The organism is Vibrio sp. 1CM24A (assembly GCF_023161725.1).
Classification (GTDB): Bacteria; Pseudomonadota; Gammaproteobacteria; order Enterobacterales; family Vibrionaceae; genus Vibrio; species Vibrio coralliirubri.
On record NZ_JALNTS010000005.1, the window covers coordinates 428,121 to 453,276 of the forward strand.

A 25,156-nucleotide genomic window follows, 5' to 3' on the forward strand; every position below is an offset into this window, starting at 1 on the left:
TGTGTATAAGTCACATTTTTTGAATATGAAGGCAATGATGAAGACATTGTGATTTTGTGAAAGGGATAGCTTCTTGACATCTTTTATTGATAGCTTAGTGCCTCAGGCTGTAAAAAAATTAATACCTTATCAATCGGCAAGAAGAATTGGTGGTGATGGACGTGTCTGGTTAAACGCCAATGAATTGGAAAGCTCGCTGTTTCTAGGAGAAGCAAGCCACAACCGATACCCAGACTTCTTACCACAAGATATTGCTAAGGCTTATCAAGATTACTGTGGCACTGATGCCTCGACTGTTGCTGTTCGTGGTGCAGATGAAGCGATTGATTTGCTGATCAGAACATTCTGTAAACCGGCGAGCGACAACATACTTATCTGCTCTCCAACGTATGCGATGTATGAGTTTTGCGCTGATGCATTGGCGATCGATACCTTGGACTCTCCGTTGCAGGAAGATTTCAGTCTTGATGTCGCTGATATCGTGAATAAGGCAGAACTGGCGAATATCGTGTTTCTTTGCTCACCAAACAACCCAACGGGTAATGTGATTCCTAAATCGGATTTGATTCAGGTACTGGAAGGCACGATTGGGAAGTCGCTAGTGGTCGTCGATGAAGCGTATATCGAATTTGAACCACAAACGTCAGCCGTTAGCCTTATTGAGCGTTATCCGCACTTGGTTGTGATTCGCACCTTGTCTAAGGCATTTGGATTGGCTGCGGTTCGCTGTGGTTTTATTCTAGCGAGTCAAAATGTGATGCAGTATGTCGCGAAGCTGATTCCACCGTATCCGATGCCAGATTGCTCATCGCAAATCGTGCTAGACGCTTTGTCCGATGAACGAGTCTCAGTGATGCAAGACGCGACGCAAAAGCTGGTTGAGCTACGTAATTGGTTTGCTTGTGAGTTAACGCAGTTTGATTTCATCGAGTCTGTTTACCCTTCATCGACAAACTTCATTTTGCTGCGTCAAAAAGCTGGGCACCAAGTGTTCAGTGTCTTGGCGAAGGATGGCATTGTGACAAGGAATCAAAACCATGAACCTGCTTTGCGTAACTGTGTTCGAATCAGTATTGGCAGCCAAGAGAGCATGTTAGAAGTGATAACGTCACTAACACGTTACCAAACCGAATTAGAACAGAGTCACCAAGGCAAACAAATTCAACAAGCTCAACATAAAGAAACTCAATCTCAACTCGATAAAGATCATATCTAGGATGGCAATGATGAAAAAGATAATACTAGGACTCGCTTGTGCGGCCGCTTTACTTGGTACAACGGTACAGGCGAAAGAAATCCGTTTGGCGTCGGACTTTACGTATCCGCCATTCAACTATAAAAACAGTGACGGTGTGCCTGTCGGGTTTGATATTGAGATAGCTGATGCCTTGTGTGAGCAAGCTAAACTCGATTGTACTTGGGTTTCACAAAGCTGGGATTCGCTAATTCCAAGTTTGTTGGCAAGAAAGTCAGATGTGATCATGGCGTCAATGCGTATCACCGAAGAGCGTAAGCGTAAGATCTTGTTTACTGATAAGTACTACCAAACACCAGCCGTATTTGTTGCTGCTAAAAGCGCAGAATTCAGCGTTGATGAGGCAGGCTTAGCGGGCAAAACCATCGGTGTTCAGCAAGGTACGATTCACGATCGCTACGTAACCGACAAGTTTGGCAGTGTTGCCAACATTAAGCGTTACACAGGGCAAGATGAAGTGTATCTGGATCTGCAAAATGGTCGTTTAGATCTAACCTTCGGCAACTCAGATCAACTTTCATTGGCTTTCTTAGATAAGAAAGAAGGTGAGGGTTTTGAATTCAAAGGCAAAGCAGTAACCGACAAAGCCTACATCGGTGAGGGTACGGCGTTAGCACTCAGAAAGCAGGATTCAAAACTGGCGAAACAATTCAATGCCGCGATTGAAGAGATCAGAGCAAACGGTACTTACGACAAGATTGCTGCTAAGTACTTTACGTTTGATATCTATGGCGCTGATTTGTAATTCGTCTAACGCCTAAAAATTAGAACACCAAAAACAAAAATCCGAGGGCTGTAAGGCTCTCGGATTTTCTAGTTTATGCTGGTGGTGTCAATTCAAGTCACCACCAACTTAGCGCTTAATATTACGCTTGCTGTTTTTGTAGCTCAGCTTCTTTCGCTTCGTCTTCAATTAGAGAGTCAACGATAACTGCACATGCTGCATCACCAGTGATGTTCAGAGCAGTACGGATCATGTCGAAGATACGGTCTAGAGCGAATAACAGAGGTAGACCTTCGATAGGGATACCAGCCGCTAGAAGAACCGCAACCACTAGGAAAGAAGGACCAGGAACACCTGCTTGACCAACTGCGCCTAGAGTCGACGTTACGATGATAGCAACGTAAGCACCCATAGACAGGTCGATGTTGAACAGCTGTGCGAAGAAGATAGCAACTAGGCCGTAGTAAATTGCGTTACCAGACATGTTGATCGTCGCACCAAGAGGCAGAACGAATGAAGCCGTAGAGTTACGAACGCCAAGTTCTTTCTCTACCGTTTCCATTGTTACTGGCAGTGTCGCCATTGAAGATGCTGTTGATAGTGCAACCGCTTGAGGCTTCTTCATTGCCACTAGGAACTTCTTAGCAGAAGTCTTAGTGAAGATTTGAATCATTAGCGGGTAAGCAACAAAGCCGAAGATCAGAATCGCAGCGATGTAAACAACGAACAGCTTGAACACAACCATAAGTGCGCCAAAACCGAATGTACCCACAGCTTCTGCCATTAGGCCGAATACACCAAGTGGTGCAATGATCATAACCTTGTTGATCATCCAAACCATTGCGTCAACAATCGCGTTTACGCCATTGATGATAGGGTCACGTTTCTCTTTCGCTTGTTTAGAAATCGCAATACCGAAGAATAAGCAGAAAACTAGAATTTGAAGAATGTTTGCTTCATTCAGTGATTGGAAAACGTTGGTTGGGATCATACCCGTTATGGTTGCCCAGAACGTTGGAAGTTCGCCTTTGGCAGCGTATTCAGAAGAGAACATGCCTTCAACGCCAGAAACATCGATACCACGACCTGGTTCGAATATTTCACCCATTACTAGCGCTAGTGCTACAGCAAGTGCAGACGTTAGTGCAAAGTAACCTAGAGTGGTCACGCCCACTTTACCTGCTGATGAGCTGTTGCCTAGACCAGCAGCACCTGAAATTAGGGCAACCGCGACTAGAGGGATAACCAGCATCTTGATCAAATTGATGAAGATAGCACCCAGTGGAGCGAACATAGTTGCGCTGTCACCCATCATCGCACCGACTAGGGTACCGATGATCATTGCAATAACGACTTGAACGCCGATGTTGCTTAGTAAACTCTTTTCTTTTAACACTTCCATAACCTCTGTGCTACTAAATATAAAAATCCCAGAACTACTCACCAATGTACGATGTACCATTGGATTAATATTTCGCGAGAAGTTTTACACGTATCCTTTACATTTATCAATATGAGCAGAGATGAAAGCCCTCGAAAAGTAGGTGGTTTTATGTCATTTGTTGTTTTTCTATACCGATGCAATCGTTTGCTTTTGTTTTTTATTGCTCTGATATTTTCAGGGTTTATAAAAGCCTTTTTGTTGGGTGTTTCGTGAATGATTTGAGGCGTTGGTATTTTACTTGCGTTGTTAACATTTGGTTTTCATTTTCGGGTGTTTTTTGGTCTTGATATTTGAGCTAATTCAAAGACGCGTGTTGTGTGAAATTTAGCCTGAACTATGCTTAAGGTATCTATTTATTACCAAGATGTTACCTCTGCGCTTTAAATAAAACGTCTATCTAGCATCTCAGTTGTAAGGAGAGGGGCTATGACTTTTATATTAAAGTACTTGTTTGCGTTTCTTCTGTTGTTCAGCTCTGTGTTTGCTCAGGCCGATGATGTCTGGGTGATTGAGGTGAATGGAGGAATAGGTCCTGCGACCAGTGATTACCTCACTAGAGAAATAGAACAAGCTCACGATGAGCAAGCAAAGCTCATTATTTTGAAAATGAACACGCCCGGCGGGTTAGATACGTCGATGCGCGACATTATCCGATCGATCACCACATCACCGATCCCGATAGCAACTTGGGTTGGGCCTGCTGGCTCACGTGCGGCGAGTGCGGGAACCTACATTCTACTTGCTAGCCACATTGCCTCTATGGCGCCCGGAACCAATTTGGGCGCAGCCACACCTGTGTCTCTCGGTGGTGGTAAAGCACCGACTAATCCATTATCTCCTCAAGACGATGCTAATAAAGATGACAACACGTCAGTGAGCGAGCAAGACGAAACAAAACAAGAGAATTCAGACCAAGTAAAAGCCAGCACTGCGATAGAGAAGAAAGTCATCAACGATGCTGCAGCCTACATTGTCAGTTTGGCTAAGCTACACAATCGCAATGAAGAGTGGGCTGAAAAGGCGGTAAGAGAAGCGGCGAGTTTGGACTCAGAGAACGCACTCACACTTAATGTGATCGATTTTATTGCCAGCGACCTTCAGCAATTGGTTGAGCTGAGCAACGGACGCACCATCACCATCAACGGTATCAATCAGGAAGTTCAACTTAGTGATGTGGCGTTTGTTGAGCGTGAACAAGACTGGCGCTTTAGTTTGCTTTCGGTGATTACTAATCCCAACGTCGCTTACATCCTCATGCTCATTGGTATCTACGGTTTGTTGCTGGAGTTCTATAACCCTGGAGTCGGCTTTCCGGGTGTATTGGGCGGTATCTGTTTGTTGTTAGCGATGTACTCCTTACAAATGTTGCCTGTGAGCTACGCGGGCCTTGCCTTAATTCTATTGGGAATAGCCTTAATGGTCGCAGAGGCCTTTAGCCCGAGCTTTGGTATTTTCGGTTTGGGTGGCGTTGCTGCGTTTACGCTCGGTTCAATCATGTTGATGGACACCGAAGTGCCGGGTTATCAAATCGCATTGCCGTTAATTATCGGGATCAGTTTGTTCTCTGTTGCCTTTATTGTCGTAACTATCTCTATGTTAGTCCGAGTGAGAAACAAGCCTGTGACTACAGGGATGGAAGCGGTGGTTGGTGAGACAGGTAAAGTTGTCAGTGGTTTCCCGGGTGCTGGCCGAGTGCTAGTTGAAGGTGAGATTTGGCAAGCTCGATGCGCCAGTGAACTGCAAGCGGGGCAGCTTATCAGAGTGATCAAACTGACTGGGTTGCTATTGGATGTCGAGGCACTACCCGATGAGATACCACCGAGGCCCAGTTAGCGCGGAGTGTTAGGACAAACTTGATTGATTGAATTAATTATTGCTTAACCATCGTTACCATTAGGGGGCGGTTATGTTTATACACACTATAGGTATTGTCATCGTGCTCGTTATCTTGTTGATAGCCAGCATGTTCAGAGTTCTGCGCGAGTATGAGCGGGCAGTGGTGTTCTTCCTTGGGCGCTTTTATGGCGTTAAAGGACCGGGGTTGATTATCATCATTCCTTTCATTCAACAAATTGTGCGAGTGGATCTACGAACTATCGTTTTGGATGTGCCAACACAAGATTTGATCACCAGAGATAATGTGTCTGTGAAGGTCAATGCTGTGGTCTATTTTCGAGTGCTCGATCCGAAGATGGCGATCAACAACGTTGAGAATTATCTTGAGGCCACCAGCCAACTTTCACAAACAACGTTACGTTCTGTTCTAGGTCAACATGAGTTGGACGAGCTGTTGTCTGAGCGAGAAGAGCTCAATAGAGATTTGCAATCGATACTGGATCAACACACCGATAACTGGGGGATTAAGATTGCTAATGTTGAGATTAAACATGTCGACCTTGATGACAGTATGGTGCGAGCGCTTGCTAAACAAGCCGAGGCGGAACGTTCTCGTCGAGCCAAGGTGATACATGCGACGGGTGAGTTAGAAGCATCGACCAAATTACGCGAAGCGGCCGAAGTGCTGAACCAAGCGCCTAACGCCATTCAATTGCGATATATGCAAACGCTAACCGAGGTGGCTAATGAAAGAACCTCCACCATCATTTTCCCAATGCCCATCGATTTAGTGGAGAAGATAACCGATCCGATCAAAGCGACGCTCAATGAGGCAGCGATTAAGAAAGCGATGAAAGCCGATGAGTGATTGGCTTAAATGAAAAGCAATAAAAAAGGCTCCACAGTTGTGGAGCCTTTTAATATTTGAATCGCTGGTTCGATTTATTGACCGCAGATTACTTTTGCGTAGCCGCTTTCATTGGCGTAACAAACTCAGCAAGTGCTTTAAGCATTGCTTCTGGTTGTTCAACGTTGTTTTCAATGATTTTCACAACTGCTGAGCCAGAGATAGCACCTGCAGCGCCAGCTACAATTGCTTCTTTCACTTGTTCAGGAGCCGAGATACCGAAACCAAGCAGTGCTGGTGGCGCATCAAACTTGTTCAAACGATCAAGTAGGGCAGTCACAGGCATGTTTGCTTTGGTTTCTGCACCCGTAACGCCAGCACGAGAAAGTAGGTAAGTGTAACCACCACCTAGCTCAGAAACCGATTGAAGCGTCTCATCGCTTGCTGTTGGTGGAGCAATAAAGATTGGGTGAACGCCAAACTTCTTAGCTGCAGCAACAAACTCGCCACTCTCGTTGGTTGGTACATCAGCAATCAATACTGAATCGATACCTGCATTAGCACAACGCTCGTAGAAGTTCTCGATACCACGTGCGTACACCAAGTTTGCGTACATCAGTAGGCCGATTGGCAGCTCTGGGTATTTAGCGCGGATTTGAGCAATTAGGTCAAAACACACATCTGGCGTTACTTTTGAATCTAATGCGCGAATATTTGCGCCTTGGATTGTTGGGCCATCTGCAAGAGGATCAGAGAATGGGATACCAAGCTCAAGTGCGTCTGCACCCGCTTCAACCAAAGTTTCCATGATCTTAAGTGATTGCTCAGGGTTAGGATCGCCAACCGTTACGAATGGTACGAATGCGCCCTGATTCTTTTCAGCTAAGCGAGTGAAGAGTGATTGATAGCGATCCATTATAATGCTCCTTTCTCTTTAAGAATGTCGTGTACAGAGAAAATGTCTTTGTCACCACGGCCAGATAAGTTAACGACTAATAGCTGTTCTTTCTCTGGATCGTCGTGAGCCATTTTGATTGCATGAGCCAAAGCATGAGACGACTCTAGCGCTGCGATAATACCTTCGTTACGTGCGATAGCTTGGAAAGCTTCTAGTGCTTCGTCATCGGTCACGTTGTCGTATTCAGCACGGCCAATAGCATTTAGGTGTGCGTGTTGAGGACCAACTGATGGGAAATCTAGACCTGCAGATACAGAGTAAGACTCTTCTACTTGGCCGTTCTCATCTTGCATCAGTGGCGCTTTCATGCCGAAGAAGATACCGGTTTTACCGTGTTTAAGCGGCGCGCCGTGTTGGTCGGTATCAATACCTTTACCCGCTGGCTCTACACCGATTAGGCGTACAGACTCTTCTTCAATGAAATCAGCGAACATACCGATAGCGTTTGAACCACCGCCGACACAAGCGATAACCGCATCAGGAAGGCGACCTTCACGAGCTAGAATCTGGTTCTTCGTTTCTTCACCAATCATGCGTTGGAAATCACGAACAATCGTTGGGAATGGGTGAGGACCCGCTGCAGTACCCAGTAGGTAGTGCGCGTCTTCATAAGTTGCAGACCAGTCACGAAGTGCTTCGTTACACGCATCTTTTAGCGTTGAAGAGCCAGAATGAACAGGGATAACCTCTGCGCCCATTAGCTTCATACGGAACACGTTCGGGCTTTGACGTTCAACGTCTTTTGCACCCATGTATACACGACACTTAAGACCTAATAGAGCACAAGCTAGAGCTGTTGCCACACCGTGTTGGCCTGCGCCAGTTTCAGCGATGATTTCCTGCTTGCCCATACGTTTTGCTAGCAATGCTTGACCAAGTACTTGGTTTGTCTTGTGAGCACCGCCGTGAAGTAGATCTTCACGCTTTAGGTACAGTTTTGTTTTTGTACCTTTTGTTAGGTTGCGTGCTAGCGTTAGCGCCGTTGGACGACCAGCGTACTCTTGAAGAAGCGTCATGAATTCGCTACGGAACTCAGGATCGGCTTGTGCATCGATAAATGCTTGTTCAAGTTGGTCTAGTGCTGGCACGAGGATCTGCGGTACGTATTGACCACCGTATTCACCAAAGTAGGCATCGAGTTTAGCCATTGTGTTATTCCTTCAATTCTACTGATGTGTATTCACACCAAGTCATTTAATCTTGTTTGAGCTTCGCAAAAGGCAAAGCTCACAAAAATGTTTTTAGTTTTTGCTTTCTAATTTCTAGCGCCGAGCTTGGACTAGTAATTACGAATCGCAGCAAAAGCACGCTGCAGCTTTTCTGCGTCTTTTTTACCTGGAGCGGATTCAACGCCAGAGTTTAGGTCTAATCCTAAACAGCCCAACTTAGCCGCTTGGTTAGCATTTTCTGGGTTTAGGCCACCCGCCAACATGATTGCGCTTTGGTTGTTGATTAGGCTCCAATCGAACACTTGGCCTGTACCACCTGTTTGAGAACCCACTTTAGTATCTAGCAGGTGACGAGTCACGTTGCTTTCCAGTAATTCTGGTAGCGAGCTCTCAGCACCGTTTTCAGCACCAGAAGCAACACCGTAAGCTTTCCAAATCTCAACGCTTTCAGGCAGTGACTGTTTTAACTCATCGACAAACGCTTGAGATTCATCACCGTGCAATTGCACAGCGAACAGGCCTAGCTCAGAAACCGTTTTCGCAACGTCAGTAACGCTATGGTTTTGGAACACACCCACGTAGTTCAAAGGTGCGCCGCTCATAGTCAAACGAGCTGCTTCGATATCCACATGACGCTTAGACGCTTCAACGAAAATCAGACCACCGAATACCGCACCAGCTTGATACGCTTTCGCTGCATCATCAGAGTGAGTTAAACCGCACACCTTGTTTTCACCCAGTGTTACTTTACGCACAGCAAGTTCAAGGTTCTTTTCTGCCATTAGAGAGCTACCGATTAGGAAGCCATCTGCAAACGTTGAAAGGTCACGAACTTGTTGATGTGTGTAGATGCCAGACTCTGAAATCACGACTGCGTTTGGAGCCAGTTCGCGAATTAGCGGCGCCAACTCTTTAGTACGGTTCAAATCAGTCGAAAGGTCACGAAGGTTACGGTTGTTAATGCCGATTACTTTCGCGTTTAGTGCGACTGCGCGGTGAAGTTCTTCTTCGTTGCTGACTTCGGTTAACACACCCATGTTGAGTGAGTAAGCGACTTCTGCCAGCGCTTTGTACTCTTCGTCATCCAATACCGATAGCATCAACAAGATAGCATCAGCTGAGTAATGACGAGCTAAGTAAACTTGGTAGGTATCAACCATGAAGTCTTTACACAGGATAGGCTGCTTAGCAATGCTGCGAACCTTAGGTAAAAACTCAAAGTCACCTTGGAAGTACTTCTCGTCTGTCAGCACAGAAATCGCGTTTGCGTGGTTGTTGTAAACCGACGCAATGTAGTCCAGGTCAAACTCGTCACGGATTAGACCTTTTGACGGAGATGCCTTTTTACATTCAGTGATGAAAACCGTTTGCTCGCCGCTCAGAGCATCATAAAAGCTGCGGTCTGTTGCAGTTAGTGACGCTTTAAACTCGTCTAATGGTTGAGTCTGCTTACGTGCTTCAACCCATTGGTATTTATCACGAACGATTTTTGCTAATACTTCCGCCATTTCAGCTTCTTTGACTGAAACGTGGGTCGACAGTTTATCGGTAGTCTGTGTCATGTTCTTTGTCTCAATTCGTCGTTCGTTAGGCGTGTGCAGCAAGCTTTTGTACAAGCTCGTAAGCTTTGCCTGAGTTCATTGCGTCAATCGCTTGCTGTGCGTTGGCTTTTAGGTCTTCGTGACCAAATAGACGCATCAGCAGAGCTACGTTGACTGCCACTGCGCCAACTTGAGCATCAGTGCCTTTACCCGTCAGGATATCAGTTGTGATGGCTTTGTTCTCTTCTGGCTCGCCGCCCTTAATCGCTTCAAGAGGGTGAGTGTTCAAACCAAAGTCAGCCGGTGTCACTGTGTACTCGTGAATCTCGCCATCTTTAATTTCAGCAACGATGGTCTCGCCGTGAATCGCCACTTCATCTAAGCCGCTACCGTGAACAACCGCAGCACGCTTCATACCCATTTGCAGCATGGTTTCTGCGATAGGGCGTACCAGCTCTTTGCTGTAAACACCCATTAGCTCGATGTTAGGGCGAGCTGGGTTAATCAGTGGGCCAAGAATATTGAAGATAGTGCGCGTTTTCATTGTTTGACGAACCGGCATCGCGTGACGTACACCAACGTGATACTGCGGAGCAAATAGGAATGCTACGCCAAGTTCATCAACAGCCGTACGTGTATCTTCTGCTGTCATCGCTAGGTTGATACCGAACGAATCCAGTAGGTCAGAAGAGCCTGATTTGCTCGATACGCTGCGGTTACCGTGCTTCGCGACTTTTAAGCCACACGCTGCTGCAACAAATGCAGAAGTCGTCGAGATATTGATGGTGTTGTGACCGTCGCCACCTGTACCTACGATGTCTGCGAAATCGTAATCAGGGCGCGGGAACGGGTTTGCATTCGCAAGTAGTGCTTTTGCTGCTCCTGCGATCTCATCGGGCGTCTCGCCTTTGATCTTTAGTGCAGTCAGCGCTGAAGCCATCAAGATTGGGTCTAGTTCACCCTTGATGATCACATCAAATAACTGTTGGCTTTCTTCTTGAGTAAGAGACTGCTGTTCGTAAAGTTTATTAATCTGTTCCATGATCGTTTCCTATATCGTCTTTTTCTCAAGAGCCCATTCGATAGCATTTGCTAGAAGCGTTGCACCGTAGGTCGTCATAATTGATTCAGGGTGGAATTGGAATCCACACACCTTGTCTTGTTCTTGAACCACTGACATCACCAAATCATCGACTTCAGCTGTCACCGTTAAGCTATCAGATACATGCGTTGCCACTAAAGAGTGGTAGCGAGCGATAGCCAGTGGCGAAGGTAAGCCTTGGTAAGTCGCATGGTTTTGGTGTTCCATCATCGACACCTTACCATGAATGATTTCGCCAGCGCCTGCAACGGTGCCGCCATAGGCTTCAACAATTGCTTGGTGGCCTAAGCAAATACCAATCATTGGCACTTTACCTTTTAGAAGCTGAATCAGCTCTGGCATACAGCCCGCATCTGCTGGAGCGCCAGGGCCTGGCGAAAGCAGTGCAACAGGGTTGTCTAGTTCGTTGATCGCCGCTTCAACAACCTTTGCCGGAATGTTGTTACGGTAAATCTTTACGCTGTGACCTAATGAACGAAATTGGTCTACAAGGTTGTATGTGAATGAGTCGAAGTTATCGATGAATACAATATCAGCCATGATTACGACTCCTTCTTATTTGTTAGGTTTTTAGTATGTGCAGCTTGAATCGCAGAGATAACCGCTTGTGCCTTGCCGCGAGTTTCATCGGCTTCTGCTTGTGGGTCTGAATCGAATACCACACCAGCGCCAGCTTGTACTTGTGCCACGCCATCTTCAACGTAAGCAGAACGAATTACGATACAAGTATCTAGAGTCCCTTCACCGGTTAGATAACCGACTGCACCACCGTAGCTACCACGACGTGTTTTTTCTACGTCACGGATAAGCTGCATTGCGCGGATTTTTGGTGCGCCCGTTAGCGTACCCATGTTCATACAAGCTTGGTAAGCGTGTAGAGCATCTAAGTCTTCACGGAGCTGACCAACAACACGAGAAACTAAGTGCATTACATGGCTGTAGCGGTCAACTTTTAGCAAGTCTGCTACGTGGCGAGTGCCAGCTTCGGCAATACGCGCAACATCGTTTCGTGCTAGGTCGACTAGCATCATGTGCTCGGCGTTTTCTTTCTTATCGGTACGCAATTCAAGTTCGATACGGCTGTCTAGGTCGAAATCGATTTGACCGTCTGGGCGCTTACCACGACGACGAGTACCAGCAATTGGGTAAATCTCGATTTGGTTGGTTTCTGTCTCGTATTTCAGAGCACTTTCTGGAGAAGCTCCGAACAGCGTAAACAGCTCGTCTTGCATGTAGAACATGTAAGGGCTTGGGTTACTTTGTTTGAGTTCTTTATAAGCCGCCAGTGGAGCAGGGCAAGGTAGAGTAAAGCGGCGTGAAGGTACCACTTGGAACACATCGCCTTTAACTACGTACTCTTTTAAATCACGAACCGTTTGGCAGAAGTCTTCATCAGAAACGCTTGGTACTGCTTCAACGTTGTCGAGTGGCGTTACTTCTGTGATGGCTTTCAGTGACTGACACTGAGTTTGAATGTCGGCTAGACGGTCAGTCAATTGCGCTTTGATGCTGTCATCTTGAGCAAATAAGCTCGCGTGAAGTAGGCCTTCGTTCTCTTGGTGATCGAAACGCAATAGTGTTTCAGCTACGTAGAAAACAAAGTCAGGACAATTGTTGGTTGCTTCAGCATCACCGAGTGGCTCAAAGTTTGCCACGATGTCGTAAGCGAATAGACCCGCCATGAATAGCGCGTGTTTGTTATCTGCGTCTTGCTTAAAGCTGTGCTGAACCAAACGCAGTGCATCGAATGAAGAGGCTTCTCTTAAACGTGAGTCTTCATCTAATTCGTTGCTTGGCTCGATAAAAGTCAGCGTCAAAACGTTATCAGTAAGGTCAGATTTAATTTCTGCTTTCACGTTTTGAGTGAGATGTTCGATAAGCGCTTGACCGTTTTCAGTCAATGCTTGAAAGGTTACTTCATGTCCGCGACATACGATGCGAACAGCAGAGTCGATAAGGAGTAGGCTTGTCAGGTTCTGTTTAGATTCAATCTCGGCAGATTCCAACAAAAGACTATCAGTTTTGTTTTCACACAAAGTATGGAAAACGCTGGTTGGATCTTGCGAGTAAGGAACTGAAGAATTGATGACCTCAATGGTTCCCAGCTTTTTGATTTCAATGGCCTTGTTCACAAGACCTCCTTTATGATTCTTTAAATTTCCTGCCGTACATAGTCGCATAAAGATACCTTTCACCCAATCTAGAATATGGTCAATTCGATGATTTGTTAGTCAGTTGAATGTGAGATGTTCGACAAATTAAAAAGCCCGCTATTAAAGCGGGCTTAGTGATAACTTTTTTATAAACAAACTGTTTAACTAGAAGTACACGTTAGCCCACCAAGAACTTGTCCAAGTGCGCCACCAATTAAGCTCTGAACTTGCTTCTACTGAAGAAAGTTCTAAAACTTTATCTTTATGGTTTTGGTTAAATTCTTGTAACATGGTGAACCTATCAAATGTGATACTTCGTATTTGTGTACTAGTTAACTAGTTTTCCGCTTGCGGGTCAAGTGTGTTGACACAAATATAACGATAAAAATTGAAAACAATGAAAAAGAATATATGAGAATTGATCTACATAGTCATACAACAGCCTCAGATGGCCGACTTACTCCACCTGAGCTAATTGACCGAGCGCTTGGCTTTAACATCGAAGCGCTAGCGATTACAGATCATGACACGACTGATGGGCTTGCTGAAGCACGCAACTATATTGCTGAGAACAACCTTCCTATTCAGCTGATCAACGGCATTGAGATTTCGACTGTTTGGCAAAACAAAGATATCCATATTGTTGGGTTAAACGTTGATCCTGAGTCACCAGAGCTTAAAGCGCTCATTGAGCAACAGAAGCAACACCGTATTGGACGTGCAGAGATGATTGCTCAACGTCTTGAGAAAGCGACTCGTGAAGGGGTGCTAGAAGAAGTTAAATTGATTGCGGGTGATGCGCCTATCACTCGCGCTCACTTTGCTAAGTGGTTAGTCGATAACGGCTACGCAAAAACCATGCAGCAGGTGTTTAAAAAGTTTCTTACTCGCAATAACCCAGGTTATGTGCCGCCAACATGGTGTTCAATGAGTGATGCTGTTACGGCTATTCACGCTGCTGGTGGGCAAGCCGTACTCGCTCACCCTGGGCGATATGGCCTTACAGCCAAGTGGGTTAAGCGCCTGCTAGCCGCATTTGTTGAAGCGAAAGGGGATGCGATGGAAGTCGCTCAACCTCAGCAAGCGCAACAAGAAAGACGCACACTCGCGGATTATGCTATACAATACAAACTATTAGCCTCCCAAGGCAGTGATTTCCATTACCCATCTCCGTGGATGGAACTTGGACGCAATCTCTGGCTACCTTCTGGGGTCGAAGAAGTATGGAAAGATTGGGAGTTTCAAACGGTTTCACTATCTGAATAGTCTTTAGGTGAGCCAGCTCCTTCTGATGATAGAGTCGAGAGATTCGATAACGAGGATCAACAATGAGCCAGTTTTTTTATGTACACCCAGATAACCCACAAGCACGCTTAATTACTCAAGCGGTTGCGATTATTCGCAATGGCGGCGTTGTGGTTTATCCAACAGATTCCGGTTATGCGCTGGGCTGTCAGCTTGAAAACAAACAAGCACTTGAACGTATCTGTAAAATTCGTCGCATCGATGACAAGCATAACTTCACCTTGTTATGTCGTGATCTTTCTGAATTATCACTGTATGCACGCGTCGATAACGTGGCTTTCCGTCTACTGAAAGCACATACACCAGGTGCTTACACGTTTATCTTTAAAGCAACCAAAGAAGTGCCAAAGCGTTTGATGAACGCCAAGCGTAAGACTATTGGTATTCGTGTCCCAGACAACAAGATTGCACTCGACCTGTTGGAAGCGATGGGTGAACCATTGATGTCGACGTCTTTGATTCTGCCGGGTAACGAGACTACGGAGTCGGATCCAGAAGAAATTCGTGACAGCCTAGAGCATGCGGTTGATGTGATTTTGAATGGCGGTTACTTAGGTGAGCAACCGACGACGGTTATTGACTTCAGTGACGATGATGCCGTGGTTCTACGTCGTGGTGCTGGCGATCCTGCACCGTTTGAATAGTCGCTTTACTGATTAACAGTCTGTAACGATACAGCAAACCTGCCACAGTAAATAACAAGTGCTTTTTGGCAGGTTATTTGCGATAATACGCGACCGCGATTTGGTCGCGAAAAATTCATTCGACGTCTGTGAAGACGACAATTAGGTAGAAAAGAGTAAATGAGCGAAAAATTACAGAAGGTTTTAGCGCGAGCTGGTCACGGTTCTCGTCGTGAACTAGAAGGTTTAATCAAATCTGGTCGTGTAAGTGTTAACGGTCAAGTTGCGAAACTGGGCGAGCGTCTTGAAGACGAGAACTCAGTGATCCGTATCGATGGCCATACTGTTTCAGGCAAGGCTTCTGAAGAAGTGGTTTGTCGTGTACTTGCTTACTACAAACCTGAAGGTGAGCTTTGTACTCGTCACGATCCTGAAGGCCGCCGTACTGTTTTCGATCGTCTACCTAAGATTCGTGGTTCTCGTTGGATTTCAGTTGGTCGTCTTGATGCAAACACATCAGGCCTTTTGCTTTTCACTACTGATGGTGAGCTTGCAAACCGTCTAATGCACCCAAGCCGTCAGGTTGAACGTGAGTACCTAGTACGTGTATTCGGTGAAGTGACCGAGCAAAAAGTTAAAAACGTTACTCGTGGCGTACAACTAGAAGACGGCATGGCTCGTTTTGAAGATGTGGTTTACGCTGGTGGTGAAGGTATGAACCATACTTTCTACGTAGCGATTAACGAAGGTCGTAACCGTGAGGTTCGTCGTCTTTGGGAATCACAAGAAACAACAGTAAGCCGCCTGAAACGTGTACGTTACGGTGATATCTACCTTGATAAGAAATTGCCTCGTGGCGGTTGGAAAGAGCTAGATCTTCAAGAAGTTAACTACCTGCGTGAGCTTGTTGAGCTTAAGCCTGAGAAAGAGACACTGTTGGATCTTGATCCTTCAAACACTTCTCGTAAGCGTGAGCGTTCTCGTAGCCAAAAAATTCGTCGCGCTGTTAAGCGTCACGAAGAGCGTGCAAACGCACCAAAAGGCCGTAGCAACCAAACTAAGCGCAAGAAGCCTGCAACTCGCGGTACTACAACACCTGATTCAGGTCGTAGCGCTCCAGCTGCAAACAAAGGCAAGCCTCAGGCTAACAAGAGTAAGCCTAAACTGAACAACGGTCGCCCGGCTAAACCAGCTAAGCCAAGAACGCGTCAGTAATTACGCGAGTTCTTAACTTAACGCTTCATTAGCTAAAAGCACTGAATACTAAAAAACCTGCTCATTGAGCAGGTTTTTTTACGTCTAGAAGAAATAAAAGATGCGAGATACGAGTAACCGAGTATCGAAAACATACTGCCATAACCGGCAGTAACCGTGCTCTTCGTATCTCTTATCTCGTTTACGCGTATCTATAAATTTTTTCGTATATCGTTCTATTTACTTATGATTCGAGAAGTTATCGCCTTTCGCCAGTCGGTCGTAAAGCACTACATTCACTGATGCCGCTAGATTCATACAGCCGTTGGTCGGAACGTAAATCGTCTCACGACAGAAATCTGTGATCTCTTTCTTTAGCGTGCCATCTTCTGGGCCAAAAATGTAAAACGCACGTGGTGGGTGCTTGTAATCAGGTAGAGGCTTAGCACCTTCAATCAGATCAACGGCAACCGGCACGCAGCCTACTGGAATAATATCTTTCAGCTCTTCAACACCAATCAAAGGCAGGGCTAGGTGCTTTTCTTTGGTGTCGGTATGGAATTTTCGCGCATGGTCGTAGCGTGTGCCAGTGTAAAATACAGAGTTGGCGCCGTAGCAGCCAGCAGCTCGCATTACTGAGCCAACGTTTTCAGGCGTCTTTGGGTTAACTAGGCCAATGCAGGCATAGCCTTTTGATTGTGTGTCTGTTTTTGCTTTGGTCATAATCAGTGAATCTAAAGTTGATGATGAAAGTGAGTAATCATGATGAGAAATGGCGTGATAAAAATAGCCGAGCAATCGGCTCGGCTAACTTTTAACTCGTTTACATGAATACTTGTTTACTCATGCAGATGAGCGTCAACAGCGGTATTAGTCGCGTTTCCACAGCATGTGACAGAACTTATGTTCTGGGTCACGGCTGATTAGCATGCGAGCAAATACGTCGTCTAGAACGTCATCAGCTTCATTCACAAGACCAATGCGCACTTCAGCGTAGATTTCTTTGTCGACTTCAAAGCCAACATGTTCAACCCAATCATCGCCAGTTTCAACAAGTTCTGCAGCACCACGATCTTCAAACTGAGCTGTGAATAGAATCACGTCTGCAGGTTCAAGATTATCAGGTGCCATCTCAAGAAAGATGTCGTATGCAGTATCAATTGCATCGTCGTAAGACATTAGGTCGTTAGCTTCGGTCATAATAAGTATCTTAGCTTGCGCGGTTCATGTATTTACGTTCAGCTGTGTTCACAACAACTTTGTCGCCAGTTGCGATGTACTCAGGAACTTGAACAGTAAGGCCTGTAGACAGACGAGCTGGCTTAGTACGAGCAGACGCTGATGCACCTTTGATTGAAGGGTCAGTTTCTTCGATAACAAGCTCAACTGAAGTCGGTAGCTCAAGTGTTGCTGCATTGCCGTCGATAAGAATCGCGTACATGCCTTGAGTTTCTTCGTTGATGAACAGTAGTTCGTCTTCGATTGTTTCACCGTTGAAGATGAATTGTGTGTAATCTTCGTTATCCATGAAGATGTACTCGTTGCCGTCAACGTAAGAGAACATTACTGCACGCTTAGTTACGTCGATAGTTTCAACGATTTCGTCAGCCTTGTGGCGAACTTCAGTTTTAACGCCAGTTGCTACATCGCTACCACGGAAGCGGTAAATCTTTTGACCGCCACGGCCACCCGGTGTTGTTACTTCGATATCTTTAACTAGTACTGTTTTACCATCAACGTCGATCGCAAAACCTTTTTTAATTTCACTTGCTCTAGGCATTTTGTGTTTGTCCTTAGTGGGTCTATCCGCTGATTATATCTCGGAGATGCTATAAATAGGAATAGCTTGAATCATAAAGTCACCTAGGCGATCATAGAGTTATAGTTAAATCATTATTTTATTTACCGAAACGACCTATGCAGCTACCTGTTATTGACCCAACACAGCCTTTTCAACCTGAATTTCAACCTGTGGTTAACGATCTGATTACCTTTCTAAAAGGTGGATTAGGATCTAATCTGCACAGTATTTATATCTATGGCAGTGTGGCACGCAAGCAAGCCGTTGTCGGTCGCTCCAATCTAGATGTGGTTGTGGTGACCCATCGACCGTTTCCTGACCAACGAACCACTTTGTTGAACACCATCAAATGGCGTTTCCAAAAGAGCTTCCCGCAGGTCACTCAAGTTGCAATCAAAACCACCTTAGTGAGTGAGATAGTCGATTTCGACAACATCTTCACATGGGGCTTTATGCTCAAGCATTTGGCCGTGTGTGTGCATGGTGAAGATTTATCGGATTGCTATGGTGATTTTGAAACGAGTTGGGAAATTGCTAAGCACTGGAATATGGATGCTGAAAACTGGTTAGCGGTGTATCGCAACAAGATCGCACGAGCAACGACGCCAGAACAACAAGTGGCCGCGCAAGTAATCATTGCCAAGAAGCTGCTAAGAGCGAGCTACTCTTTGGTGATGTACCGCGATAAGTATTGGTTTGATGATCCTGTCGAATGTGGTCAACAGTTCTTGAAGTATCACCCTGATAGGGAAGTTGAAATTCAACGACTGGGCATCTTACTTTCTGGAAGAGCGATTCCGAAACGTTCGGTTATCGGTATTCTTGATGGCTTTGGTGAGTGGTTGATTAAGCAGTATCAGAAAACCGAATTCAGAATTGGATAGAGGTTTATAACTGGTTAATTGATACTAAAAAGCAGATCGTGCTGAAGAGCATGTCTCTGCTTTTTTCGTTTAAAGGGCATATTAAAATAGTGCTAGAACAACCCCAACTGCTGCCCACTGACTCTTTCAAAATCTAAACCGATGAAGGGCAGGATTGCCTCTGCGACCGGTTTAATCTGCTTGTCGATATAGTGCTGATAGTCGATACCACTCTTCAAGTACTCCTTTGGCTCAGGGCCACTCAGAGTAATCAAATACTCAATACGTCCTTTGTTTTGGTATTGAAGAGGGCGTCCTAACTGAGCATTGATCTCATCGGCCATTCGAGCTGCGCGAACCTGCGGCGGAATATTCTTTTGGTATTCATGTAATTTGCGGCGTAAGCGCTTTTGATACACCAATAAATCATCATGCTTGCCAGCAGAGGTTTCATCAACAAACTGTCTGACATAGTCAGTAGGGTCTTGGTCGTGAAACACCATCTCATACAGGGTTTGTTGGAACTGTTGTGCTAACGGCGTCCAGTCTGTTCGCGCACTCTCAAGCCCTTTGAAGATTATTTTCTCTTGGTCGCCTTGATTGATTAAACCGGCATAGCGCTTCTTCGAGCCAGTTTCTGAACCTCGAATGGTTGGCATCAGGAACTTGCGATAGTGAGTCTCGTATTCCAATTCAAGTATCGAGGTTAGGTTATGGGTCTCTTTGAGATGATTCATCCACCAATCGTTTATGTAAGCGACCAGTTCATTCCCGATCTCGTCGGCTTTTTGCTGATCATAACTGCCATTCAGAGACACGAAGGTTGAATCGGTATCGCCGTAGATAACTTGATAGCCTTTGTCCTCGATAAGCACTTTGGTCTGCTTCATGATCTCATGCCCCCGCATGGTGATCGATGAGGCCAGGCGAGTATCAAAGAAGCGACAACCAGATGAACCTAACACACCATAAAACGAGTTCATGATGATTTTAATGGCTTGAGAGAATGCCTTTTCGTTGTTCTTCTTTGCAACATCACGAGCAGCCCACAAGTTCTCGATCATCTCAGGCAGAAAGTGCTTAGAGCGATGGAATTGACCGCCTCGAAAGCCATCAACGGCTTGGTCTTCTGCTGGGCCTAGTTCTAGCTTCAACCCTTCAATAAGCCCCATAGGGTCAATTAGAAACGAGCGAATGATCGATGGATACAGGCTCTTAAAATCGAGTACCAAAACCGAGTCGTACAGATTAGGAATCGAATCCATCACATAACCACCGGGGCTCGCAATCCAATTCTCTGGCTCTAAGTTCGGTGCGACATAACCCGCTCTGTGGATTTGAGGCAGATATAAGTTAGTAAAGGCCGCAACAGACCCACCAACGCGATCCAGCTCTACACCGGTTAATCGAGAGCGCTCAATCGCGAAGTCGAGTAGGTGAGTGTGTTCGAAGATACGGTTTACTAGCACGCAGTCTTGAAGGTTGTACTTGGCGAGCGAAGGTTTATCAAACTTAAACATTCGGTTTATCTCATCCATACGGTCGTGAACGTTATGGATGTCTTTGCCTTCACCAAGCAGCTCTTGCGATACCGACTCAAGCGACCAAGAACGGAAGTGGTAGGTCGCTGTCTTGAGCATATCAATACCATCCAAGACAACGCGCCCAGGAATCGTGATAAAACCTTGCTGATTTTGCGCAGAACTGCGAAAAAAGCTCGGTTGGTTGTCTCTGCCGATGTTGAGCTTCACTTCGTTCCATTCTGAACGTTTGTGCAGTAGCCTAAAATCGAAGTCGATAACGTTCCAACCAATGATGATGTCAGGATCAAATTCAGAGAACCAAGCTATCATGGCTTCAAGTAGCGCTTTCTCGTTGGCAACCCATTGGATATTGGTTTCAGCTTGTTGTGCTTCGCCGACCATGATCACTCGGCTGTCCATCGGACTGTCTAGGCCAATTGAATAAAGCACGCCTTTTTCCGAACACTCAATATCAAGCGAGACCACAGATAGACTGGGTAAGTAACCACCTGCTCGGCATTTTGCGTTTGAGACTCGGCGATGCTGATTTTTTTGCGTTGCAGACCCAGTGAACTCAATACTTCCCTTGATAAAACGTTCCATCAAGAATCGATCGGCGAGTCGAATATCGCTTTCAAAGGTTTGGATTTCTTCGTTGTGAAAGGCTTGCGCTAAACCAAAGTTACTTCTCGACAGTGAGGTGTAACACGCGGCGAGAGGTGTTTGCTCGAATGTGGCTAATTCTAGAGGCTTAAATTGGCAATCGATCGACTCTTTCGCTGCGATTACCTGACATGCTTCAACGTCAGATTGAGCAACAAAAAATACCGGTTTTTCATTTTGAATCGTCAGCAGAGTAGGGCCTTGAGGGGTGCTTAACCACAAGTCGATTTGTGTGCGCCCTGAAAAATCTCTTGCTTGTCTTGTGAGTACAAAGCCTTGCTGAATATCCAATGTAGTAACCTATTGAAATGGGGAATCGAATACTACCATCTAGCGACCCTCAGCGCACAATAGGCAGTAAAAATACTAACTAAATTCTAGTTAGTAGAGGCGAATAACGGGACTCTATAAGCAAATAAGTGAAATTGTCGCGAATGGTTATTCAATGGTATTGAAAATATCTTTATCTTATGTAATTTTATTGGGTGTTGTTTTAACTGGTTGATTTTTAGAAAAAGCTTGTTGTTTTAGTTAGCTTATTTGTTAATAAGTACTTGCTAAAGTTCGTGTTTCAGCACATATTCAACAGAGCTTTTTTTTAGTAATTAAGTTAAGATGTACTCAATGCTGCGATCCACTGTTCCTTTGTTCAATTGTTTCAAACAGATGAAATGACACAGTGGTTGCAGAGCCAATTAATAGTGTGGAGATACAAGTTTGATAAATGTTTTCCTTGTAGATGATCACGAGCTGGTTCGCACAGGGATACGACGTATTATTGAAGACGTCCGTGGAATGAACGTAGCAGGGGAAGCTGAAAGCGGTGAAGATGCTGCAAAATGGTGTCGTACTAACAATACTGACGTTATTTTGATGGATATGAATATGCCTGGTATTGGTGGCTTAGAAGCAACCAAGAAAATCTTGCGTTTCAACCCTGATGTTAAAATCATCGTTTTAACTGTTCATACGGAAAATCCGTTTCCAACTAAAGTGATGCAAGCTGGAGCTGCTGGTTACCTTACTAAAGGGGCAGGTCCGGACGAAATGGTAAATGCAATTCGAGTGGTTAATAGTGGCCAACGATACATTTCACCAGAAATTGCGCAGCAGATGGCTTTGAGCCAATTCTCGCCTGCGTCTGAAAATCCATTCGCAGACTTATCTGAACGTGAACTTCAAATCATGATGATGATTACTAAAGGTCAGAAAGTGACGGATATTTCAGAACAACTCAATCTAAGTCCTAAAACAGTCAACAGTTACCGCTACCGCTTGTTCAGTAAGCTGGATATCAGTGGCGATGTAGAGCTGACGCATTTAGCGATTAGACATGGAATGTTAGACACTGAGACCCTTTAACACTGAGATCGTATAGTGACCAACTTGTTTGACTCAGTCTCATTCCTCAAGACAGTAACAGAGCAGCCCGGCGTTTATCGAATGTATAACGCCGAGGCTGTCGTTATTTACGTCGGTAAAGCTAAGAACCTCAAAAAACGCCTTTCCAGTTATTTCCGTAAAAAAGTCGACAGTGAAAAAACACGCGCTCTAGTCAGTAATATTGACAAGATCGATGTCACTGTAACGCACACGGAAACAGAAGCGCTCATTCTTGAGCACAACTACATCAAGCAGTACTTGCCTAAATACAACGTACTTTTGCGTGATGATAAGTCGTACCCTTATATTTTTATTAGCGGTCACAAGCATCCTCGTTTGTCGATGCACCGTGGTGCTAAGAAGAAAAAGGGCGAATACTTTGGTCCTTACCCTGATTCCGGTGCTGTGCGTGAGACGCTACACCTAATCCAAAAGATTTTCCCTGCCCGCCAGTGTGAAGACACCGTTTATGCCAACAGAACGCGCCCGTGCTTGATGTATCAGATTGGTCGTTGTGCTGCGCCTTGTGTCAGCTCAATCATCTCTGATGAAGAGTACAGTGAACTTATCGACTACGTTCGTCTATTCCTGCAAGGGAAGGACAAATTAGTCCTTGAGACGCTCATCGAAAAGATGGACACAGCAAGCCGAGAGCTTCGCTTTGAACAAGCTGCCGCTTTCCGTGACCAAATCCAAGCGATTCGACGTGTGCAAGAACAACAGTATGTATCTGACGATTCAATGGAAGATATGGACGTGTTGGGCTTTGCTCAAGAGAATGGCGTAGCGTGTATTCATATCTTGATGATTCGCCAAGGCAAAGTCTTAGGTAGCCGAAGCCACTTTCCTAAGATTCCAAACAATACGGTGCGAGAAGAGGTCTTTTCGAGCTTTTTAAGCCAATACTATCTTGCGCATAATGAAGCAAGAACCATCCCAACTCGTTTGATTCTCAATGCCGATTTGATGGAAGATGTTACACCGATTCAAGAAGCCTTGTGTGAAGTGGCGGGTCGTAATATTCACTTCAATACCAACCCCTCTGGTACTCGAGGTCGTTACCTTAAATTGTCGAATACCAATGCATTGACGGCTATTACCACCAAGATTAATCACAAGATGACGATTAATCAGCGCTTCAAAGAGCTTCAAGAAGTGCTGTCGATGGATGCTATCAAGCGTATGGAATGTTTCGATATCAGTCATACCATGGGTGAAAGCACGATTGCGTCGTGTGTGGTATTCAATCAAGAAGGTCCGGTGAAACCGGAGTACCGTCGTTACAACATCACAGGTATTACAGGCGGCGATGATTACGCAGCGATGGCTCAGGCGCTTGAGAGACGTTATTCGAAGCAACTCGATGTCGACAAGATCCCAGACATCATCTTTATCGATGGTGGTAAAGGTCAGCTAAACCGCGCTCATGAGATCATTTCTAAATATTGGGGAGATTGGCCGTTTAGACCAAGAATGATGGGTATAGCGAAAGGGGTAACGCGTAAACCGGGTTTAGAAACCTTAGTAACCCTTGAAGGTGAAGAGTTTAATTTGCCTAGCGATGCGCCAGCACTGCACCTTATCCAACACATTCGTGATGAAAGCCATAATCATGCGATTGCAGGACACAGGGCGAAACGTGGTAAAACGCGCAGAACCAGTGCTTTGGAAGGAATTGAAGGGGTAGGGCCTAAACGTCGTCAAGCTTTGCTGAAATATATGGGTGGCTTACAAGAACTTAAGCGTGCAACTGTCGAAGAAATAACCAAAGTGCCGGGCATTAGTCATTCTTTGGCAGAAAACATTTATCAAGCATTGAAACAATAGTAAAAATCCCGCACCATTAAAGCGCAATTAATAAGAGCCCAATAATATGCGTTTGAATATACCTAACATTTTGTCCTTACTGAGACTATTTTTGATCCCAGTATTCGTTGTCGTTTTCTATCTACCTTATCAATGGGCTCCTTTCGCTGCTGCGATGGTGTTTTGGGTAGCAGGTTTCACTGACTGGCTAGATGGCATGCTAGCTCGTAAGTTAGGGCAAACGTCTCGCTTTGGTGCCTTCATTGACCCTGTGGCTGACAAAGTGTTGGTCGCTACGGCTCTTATCCTGATTACTGAGCATTACCACTCGATTTGGATAACTATCCCAGCGGTGACCATGATTGCTCGTGAGATCATCATCTCAGCGCTTCGTGAATGGATGGCTGAAATCGGTAAACGTGCAAGTGTTGCGGTATCTTGGGTTGGTAAAGTAAAAACGGTTTCTCAGATGTTCGCCCTTTGGGTACTTATCTGGCGCTACGACGATTGGATGGTATGGGTCGGATACATTGCGCTCTATGTCGCAACCGTACTTACTTACTGGTCAATGGCACAATACTTGATGGCCGCCAAAGACGATTTGTTAGACGAAAAACATCATTGATGAAGAAGCGAGCCGAGGCTCGCTTTTTTGATCTTTAACCTAAGGTTAAGTTATCAATAGTGGATATCTAATGTGATATAGATCTCCTTTGAATAACCCGCTCACAGTGTGTTTTGAACATAAAGTCAGCTATTTGGCCTGTTTCGTATGAAATCTATTCAAACGAATTAAAAATACAAAAATAATATTGACTCAATCGTCTGAATCCGTAGAATGCATCCCGTACCCAAGAGGATGGCAATGAGCGATTCGATTGGAGTTACTAAGGCGCCTTGGCAGAGTGGCTATGCAGCGGATTGCAAATCCGTGGACCTCGGTTCGACTCCGGGAGGCGCCTCCAT

The 25,156-nt window shown here is 45.3% G+C and carries 23 protein-coding genes, 1 tRNA gene and 1 other annotated feature; of the genes, 12 read left to right on the forward strand and 12 right to left on the reverse strand.

The genetic code is table 11. The features are described 5' to 3' along the window. Window positions 1-73 precede the first annotated feature (73 nt). A complete protein-coding gene (gene hisC, locus MSG38_RS13865) occupies window positions 74-1,216 on the forward strand; it encodes a histidinol-phosphate transaminase (protein ID WP_061038894.1) in 1,143 nt (380 codons plus the stop codon). A 10-nt stretch (window positions 1,217-1,226) separates the two neighbouring features. Beyond that, window positions 1,227-2,000 (forward strand): ABC transporter substrate-binding protein, encoded by a 774-nt coding sequence (locus tag MSG38_RS13870; RefSeq protein WP_029235360.1) that lies wholly within the window; start codon window positions 1,227-1,229, stop codon window positions 1,998-2,000. Window positions 2,001-2,121: 121 nt separating this feature from the next. Here MSG38_RS13870 and MSG38_RS13875 read toward each other — a convergent pair whose 3' ends face one another. After that, the gene (locus MSG38_RS13875) at window positions 2,122-3,441 is read right to left on the reverse strand and encodes a dicarboxylate/amino acid:cation symporter (protein WP_321163247.1); all 1,320 of its coding nucleotides are present in this window, start codon (window positions 3,439-3,441) and stop codon (window positions 2,122-2,124) included. Window positions 3,442-3,849: 408 nt separating this feature from the next. Between MSG38_RS13875 and MSG38_RS13880 the strand changes: the two genes are divergently transcribed. Further along, window positions 3,850-5,256, forward strand: coding sequence for a nodulation protein NfeD (locus MSG38_RS13880; protein ID WP_248402013.1), 1,407 nt, complete (start codon window positions 3,850-3,852; stop codon window positions 5,254-5,256). Between the two features lie 73 nt (window positions 5,257-5,329). After that, on the forward strand, window positions 5,330-6,127 hold the full coding sequence (locus tag MSG38_RS13885; protein WP_048613235.1) for a slipin family protein: 798 nt from the start codon (window positions 5,330-5,332) through the stop codon (window positions 6,125-6,127). An 88-nt stretch (window positions 6,128-6,215) separates the two neighbouring features. Here the strand turns inward: MSG38_RS13885 and trpA are convergent, their stop codons facing one another. The 7 genes from trpA to MSG38_RS13920 all read right to left on the reverse strand — a co-directional run bounded on the left by trpA (window position 6,216) and on the right by MSG38_RS13920 (window position 13,320). Next, a complete protein-coding gene (gene trpA / locus MSG38_RS13890) occupies window positions 6,216-7,022 on the reverse strand; it encodes a tryptophan synthase subunit alpha (protein ID WP_052879066.1) in 807 nt (268 codons plus the stop codon). Beyond that, the gene (gene trpB, locus MSG38_RS13895) at window positions 7,022-8,212 is read right to left on the reverse strand and encodes a tryptophan synthase subunit beta (RefSeq protein ID WP_048613233.1); all 1,191 of its coding nucleotides are present in this window, start codon (window positions 8,210-8,212) and stop codon (window positions 7,022-7,024) included. Before trpB ends, trpA begins: the two co-directional genes overlap by 1 nt. 131 nt (window positions 8,213-8,343) lie before the next feature. Further along, the gene (trpCF, locus tag MSG38_RS13900) at window positions 8,344-9,795 is read right to left on the reverse strand and encodes a bifunctional indole-3-glycerol-phosphate synthase TrpC/phosphoribosylanthranilate isomerase TrpF (RefSeq protein WP_248402014.1); all 1,452 of its coding nucleotides are present in this window, start codon (window positions 9,793-9,795) and stop codon (window positions 8,344-8,346) included. 25 nt (window positions 9,796-9,820) lie between these two features. Beyond that, entirely contained in the window at window positions 9,821-10,816 is a 996-nt protein-coding gene (trpD, locus tag MSG38_RS13905; protein WP_048607239.1) for an anthranilate phosphoribosyltransferase, read from the reverse strand. A gap of 9 nt (window positions 10,817-10,825) precedes the next feature. Further along, window positions 10,826-11,416: an aminodeoxychorismate/anthranilate synthase component II gene (locus MSG38_RS13910; protein WP_010438041.1), complete on the reverse strand. Its 591-nt coding sequence runs from the start codon at window positions 11,414-11,416 to the stop codon at window positions 10,826-10,828. Between the two features lie 2 nt (window positions 11,417-11,418). Next, window positions 11,419-13,008, reverse strand: a complete 1,590-nt coding sequence (locus MSG38_RS13915) for an anthranilate synthase component 1 (RefSeq protein ID WP_061038901.1) — start codon at window positions 13,006-13,008, stop codon at window positions 11,419-11,421. Window positions 13,009-13,133: 125 nt separating this feature from the next. After that, window positions 13,134-13,248, reverse strand: a sequence feature (Trp leader region). Continuing rightward, complete coding sequence (locus tag MSG38_RS13920) at window positions 13,195-13,320, reverse strand: trp operon leader peptide (protein ID WP_009848753.1); 126 nt, start codon at window positions 13,318-13,320, stop codon at window positions 13,195-13,197. (Overlaps the previous feature by 54 nt.) 120 nt (window positions 13,321-13,440) lie before the next feature. On the opposite strand from MSG38_RS13920, the gene MSG38_RS13925 reads away from it, so the two are divergent. From MSG38_RS13925 to rluB, 3 genes are all read left to right on the forward strand, one after another. After that, window positions 13,441-14,295: a PHP domain-containing protein gene (locus MSG38_RS13925; protein ID WP_248402015.1), complete on the forward strand. Its 855-nt coding sequence runs from the start codon at window positions 13,441-13,443 to the stop codon at window positions 14,293-14,295. A gap of 62 nt (window positions 14,296-14,357) precedes the next feature. After that, window positions 14,358-14,978 carry an L-threonylcarbamoyladenylate synthase gene (locus MSG38_RS13930; protein WP_009848751.1) on the forward strand — a complete coding sequence of 207 codons (621 nt, stop codon included), beginning with the start codon at window positions 14,358-14,360 and terminating at the stop codon, window positions 14,976-14,978. Window positions 14,979-15,137: 159 nt separating this feature from the next. Next, a complete protein-coding gene (gene rluB, locus MSG38_RS13935) occupies window positions 15,138-16,172 on the forward strand; it encodes a 23S rRNA pseudouridine(2605) synthase RluB (RefSeq protein ID WP_017055112.1) in 1,035 nt (344 codons plus the stop codon). A 219-nt stretch (window positions 16,173-16,391) separates the two neighbouring features. On the opposite strand, the gene MSG38_RS13940 is transcribed toward rluB, so the two are convergent. The 3 genes from MSG38_RS13940 to yeiP form a co-directional block, all read right to left on the reverse strand. Continuing rightward, the gene (locus tag MSG38_RS13940; RefSeq protein ID WP_017061495.1) at window positions 16,392-16,874 is read right to left on the reverse strand and encodes an RNA methyltransferase; all 483 of its coding nucleotides are present in this window, start codon (window positions 16,872-16,874) and stop codon (window positions 16,392-16,394) included. Between the two features lie 147 nt (window positions 16,875-17,021). Then, window positions 17,022-17,351 (reverse strand): HI1450 family dsDNA-mimic protein, encoded by a 330-nt coding sequence (locus tag MSG38_RS13945; RefSeq protein WP_004741258.1) that lies wholly within the window; start codon window positions 17,349-17,351, stop codon window positions 17,022-17,024. Between the two features lie 10 nt (window positions 17,352-17,361). Further along, window positions 17,362-17,931 (reverse strand): elongation factor P-like protein YeiP, encoded by a 570-nt coding sequence (gene yeiP / locus MSG38_RS13950; protein WP_050651475.1) that lies wholly within the window; start codon window positions 17,929-17,931, stop codon window positions 17,362-17,364. Between the two features lie 137 nt (window positions 17,932-18,068). On the opposite strand from yeiP, the gene MSG38_RS13955 reads away from it, so the two are divergent. Further along, on the forward strand, window positions 18,069-18,836 hold the full coding sequence (locus tag MSG38_RS13955; protein WP_052879069.1) for a nucleotidyltransferase: 768 nt from the start codon (window positions 18,069-18,071) through the stop codon (window positions 18,834-18,836). A 92-nt stretch (window positions 18,837-18,928) separates the two neighbouring features. Here MSG38_RS13955 and MSG38_RS13960 read toward each other — a convergent pair whose 3' ends face one another. Continuing rightward, window positions 18,929-21,292 (reverse strand): DNA polymerase II, encoded by a 2,364-nt coding sequence (locus MSG38_RS13960; protein ID WP_248402016.1) that lies wholly within the window; start codon window positions 21,290-21,292, stop codon window positions 18,929-18,931. A gap of 426 nt (window positions 21,293-21,718) precedes the next feature. Between MSG38_RS13960 and uvrY the strand changes: the two genes are divergently transcribed. The 4 genes from uvrY to MSG38_RS13980 all read left to right on the forward strand — a co-directional run bounded on the left by uvrY (window position 21,719) and on the right by MSG38_RS13980 (window position 25,155). Beyond that, on the forward strand, window positions 21,719-22,363 hold the full coding sequence (uvrY, locus tag MSG38_RS13965) for a UvrY/SirA/GacA family response regulator transcription factor (RefSeq protein ID WP_004729778.1): 645 nt from the start codon (window positions 21,719-21,721) through the stop codon (window positions 22,361-22,363). A 15-nt stretch (window positions 22,364-22,378) separates the two neighbouring features. After that, window positions 22,379-24,211: an excinuclease ABC subunit UvrC gene (uvrC, locus tag MSG38_RS13970; RefSeq protein WP_248402017.1), complete on the forward strand. Its 1,833-nt coding sequence runs from the start codon at window positions 22,379-22,381 to the stop codon at window positions 24,209-24,211. Window positions 24,212-24,257: 46 nt separating this feature from the next. Continuing rightward, entirely contained in the window at window positions 24,258-24,815 is a 558-nt protein-coding gene (gene pgsA / locus MSG38_RS13975; protein WP_017061490.1) for a CDP-diacylglycerol--glycerol-3-phosphate 3-phosphatidyltransferase, read from the forward strand. 266 nt (window positions 24,816-25,081) lie between these two features. Then, window positions 25,082-25,155 (forward strand) — tRNA-Cys (locus MSG38_RS13980). The last annotated feature ends 1 nt before the right edge of the window (window position 25,156 follow it).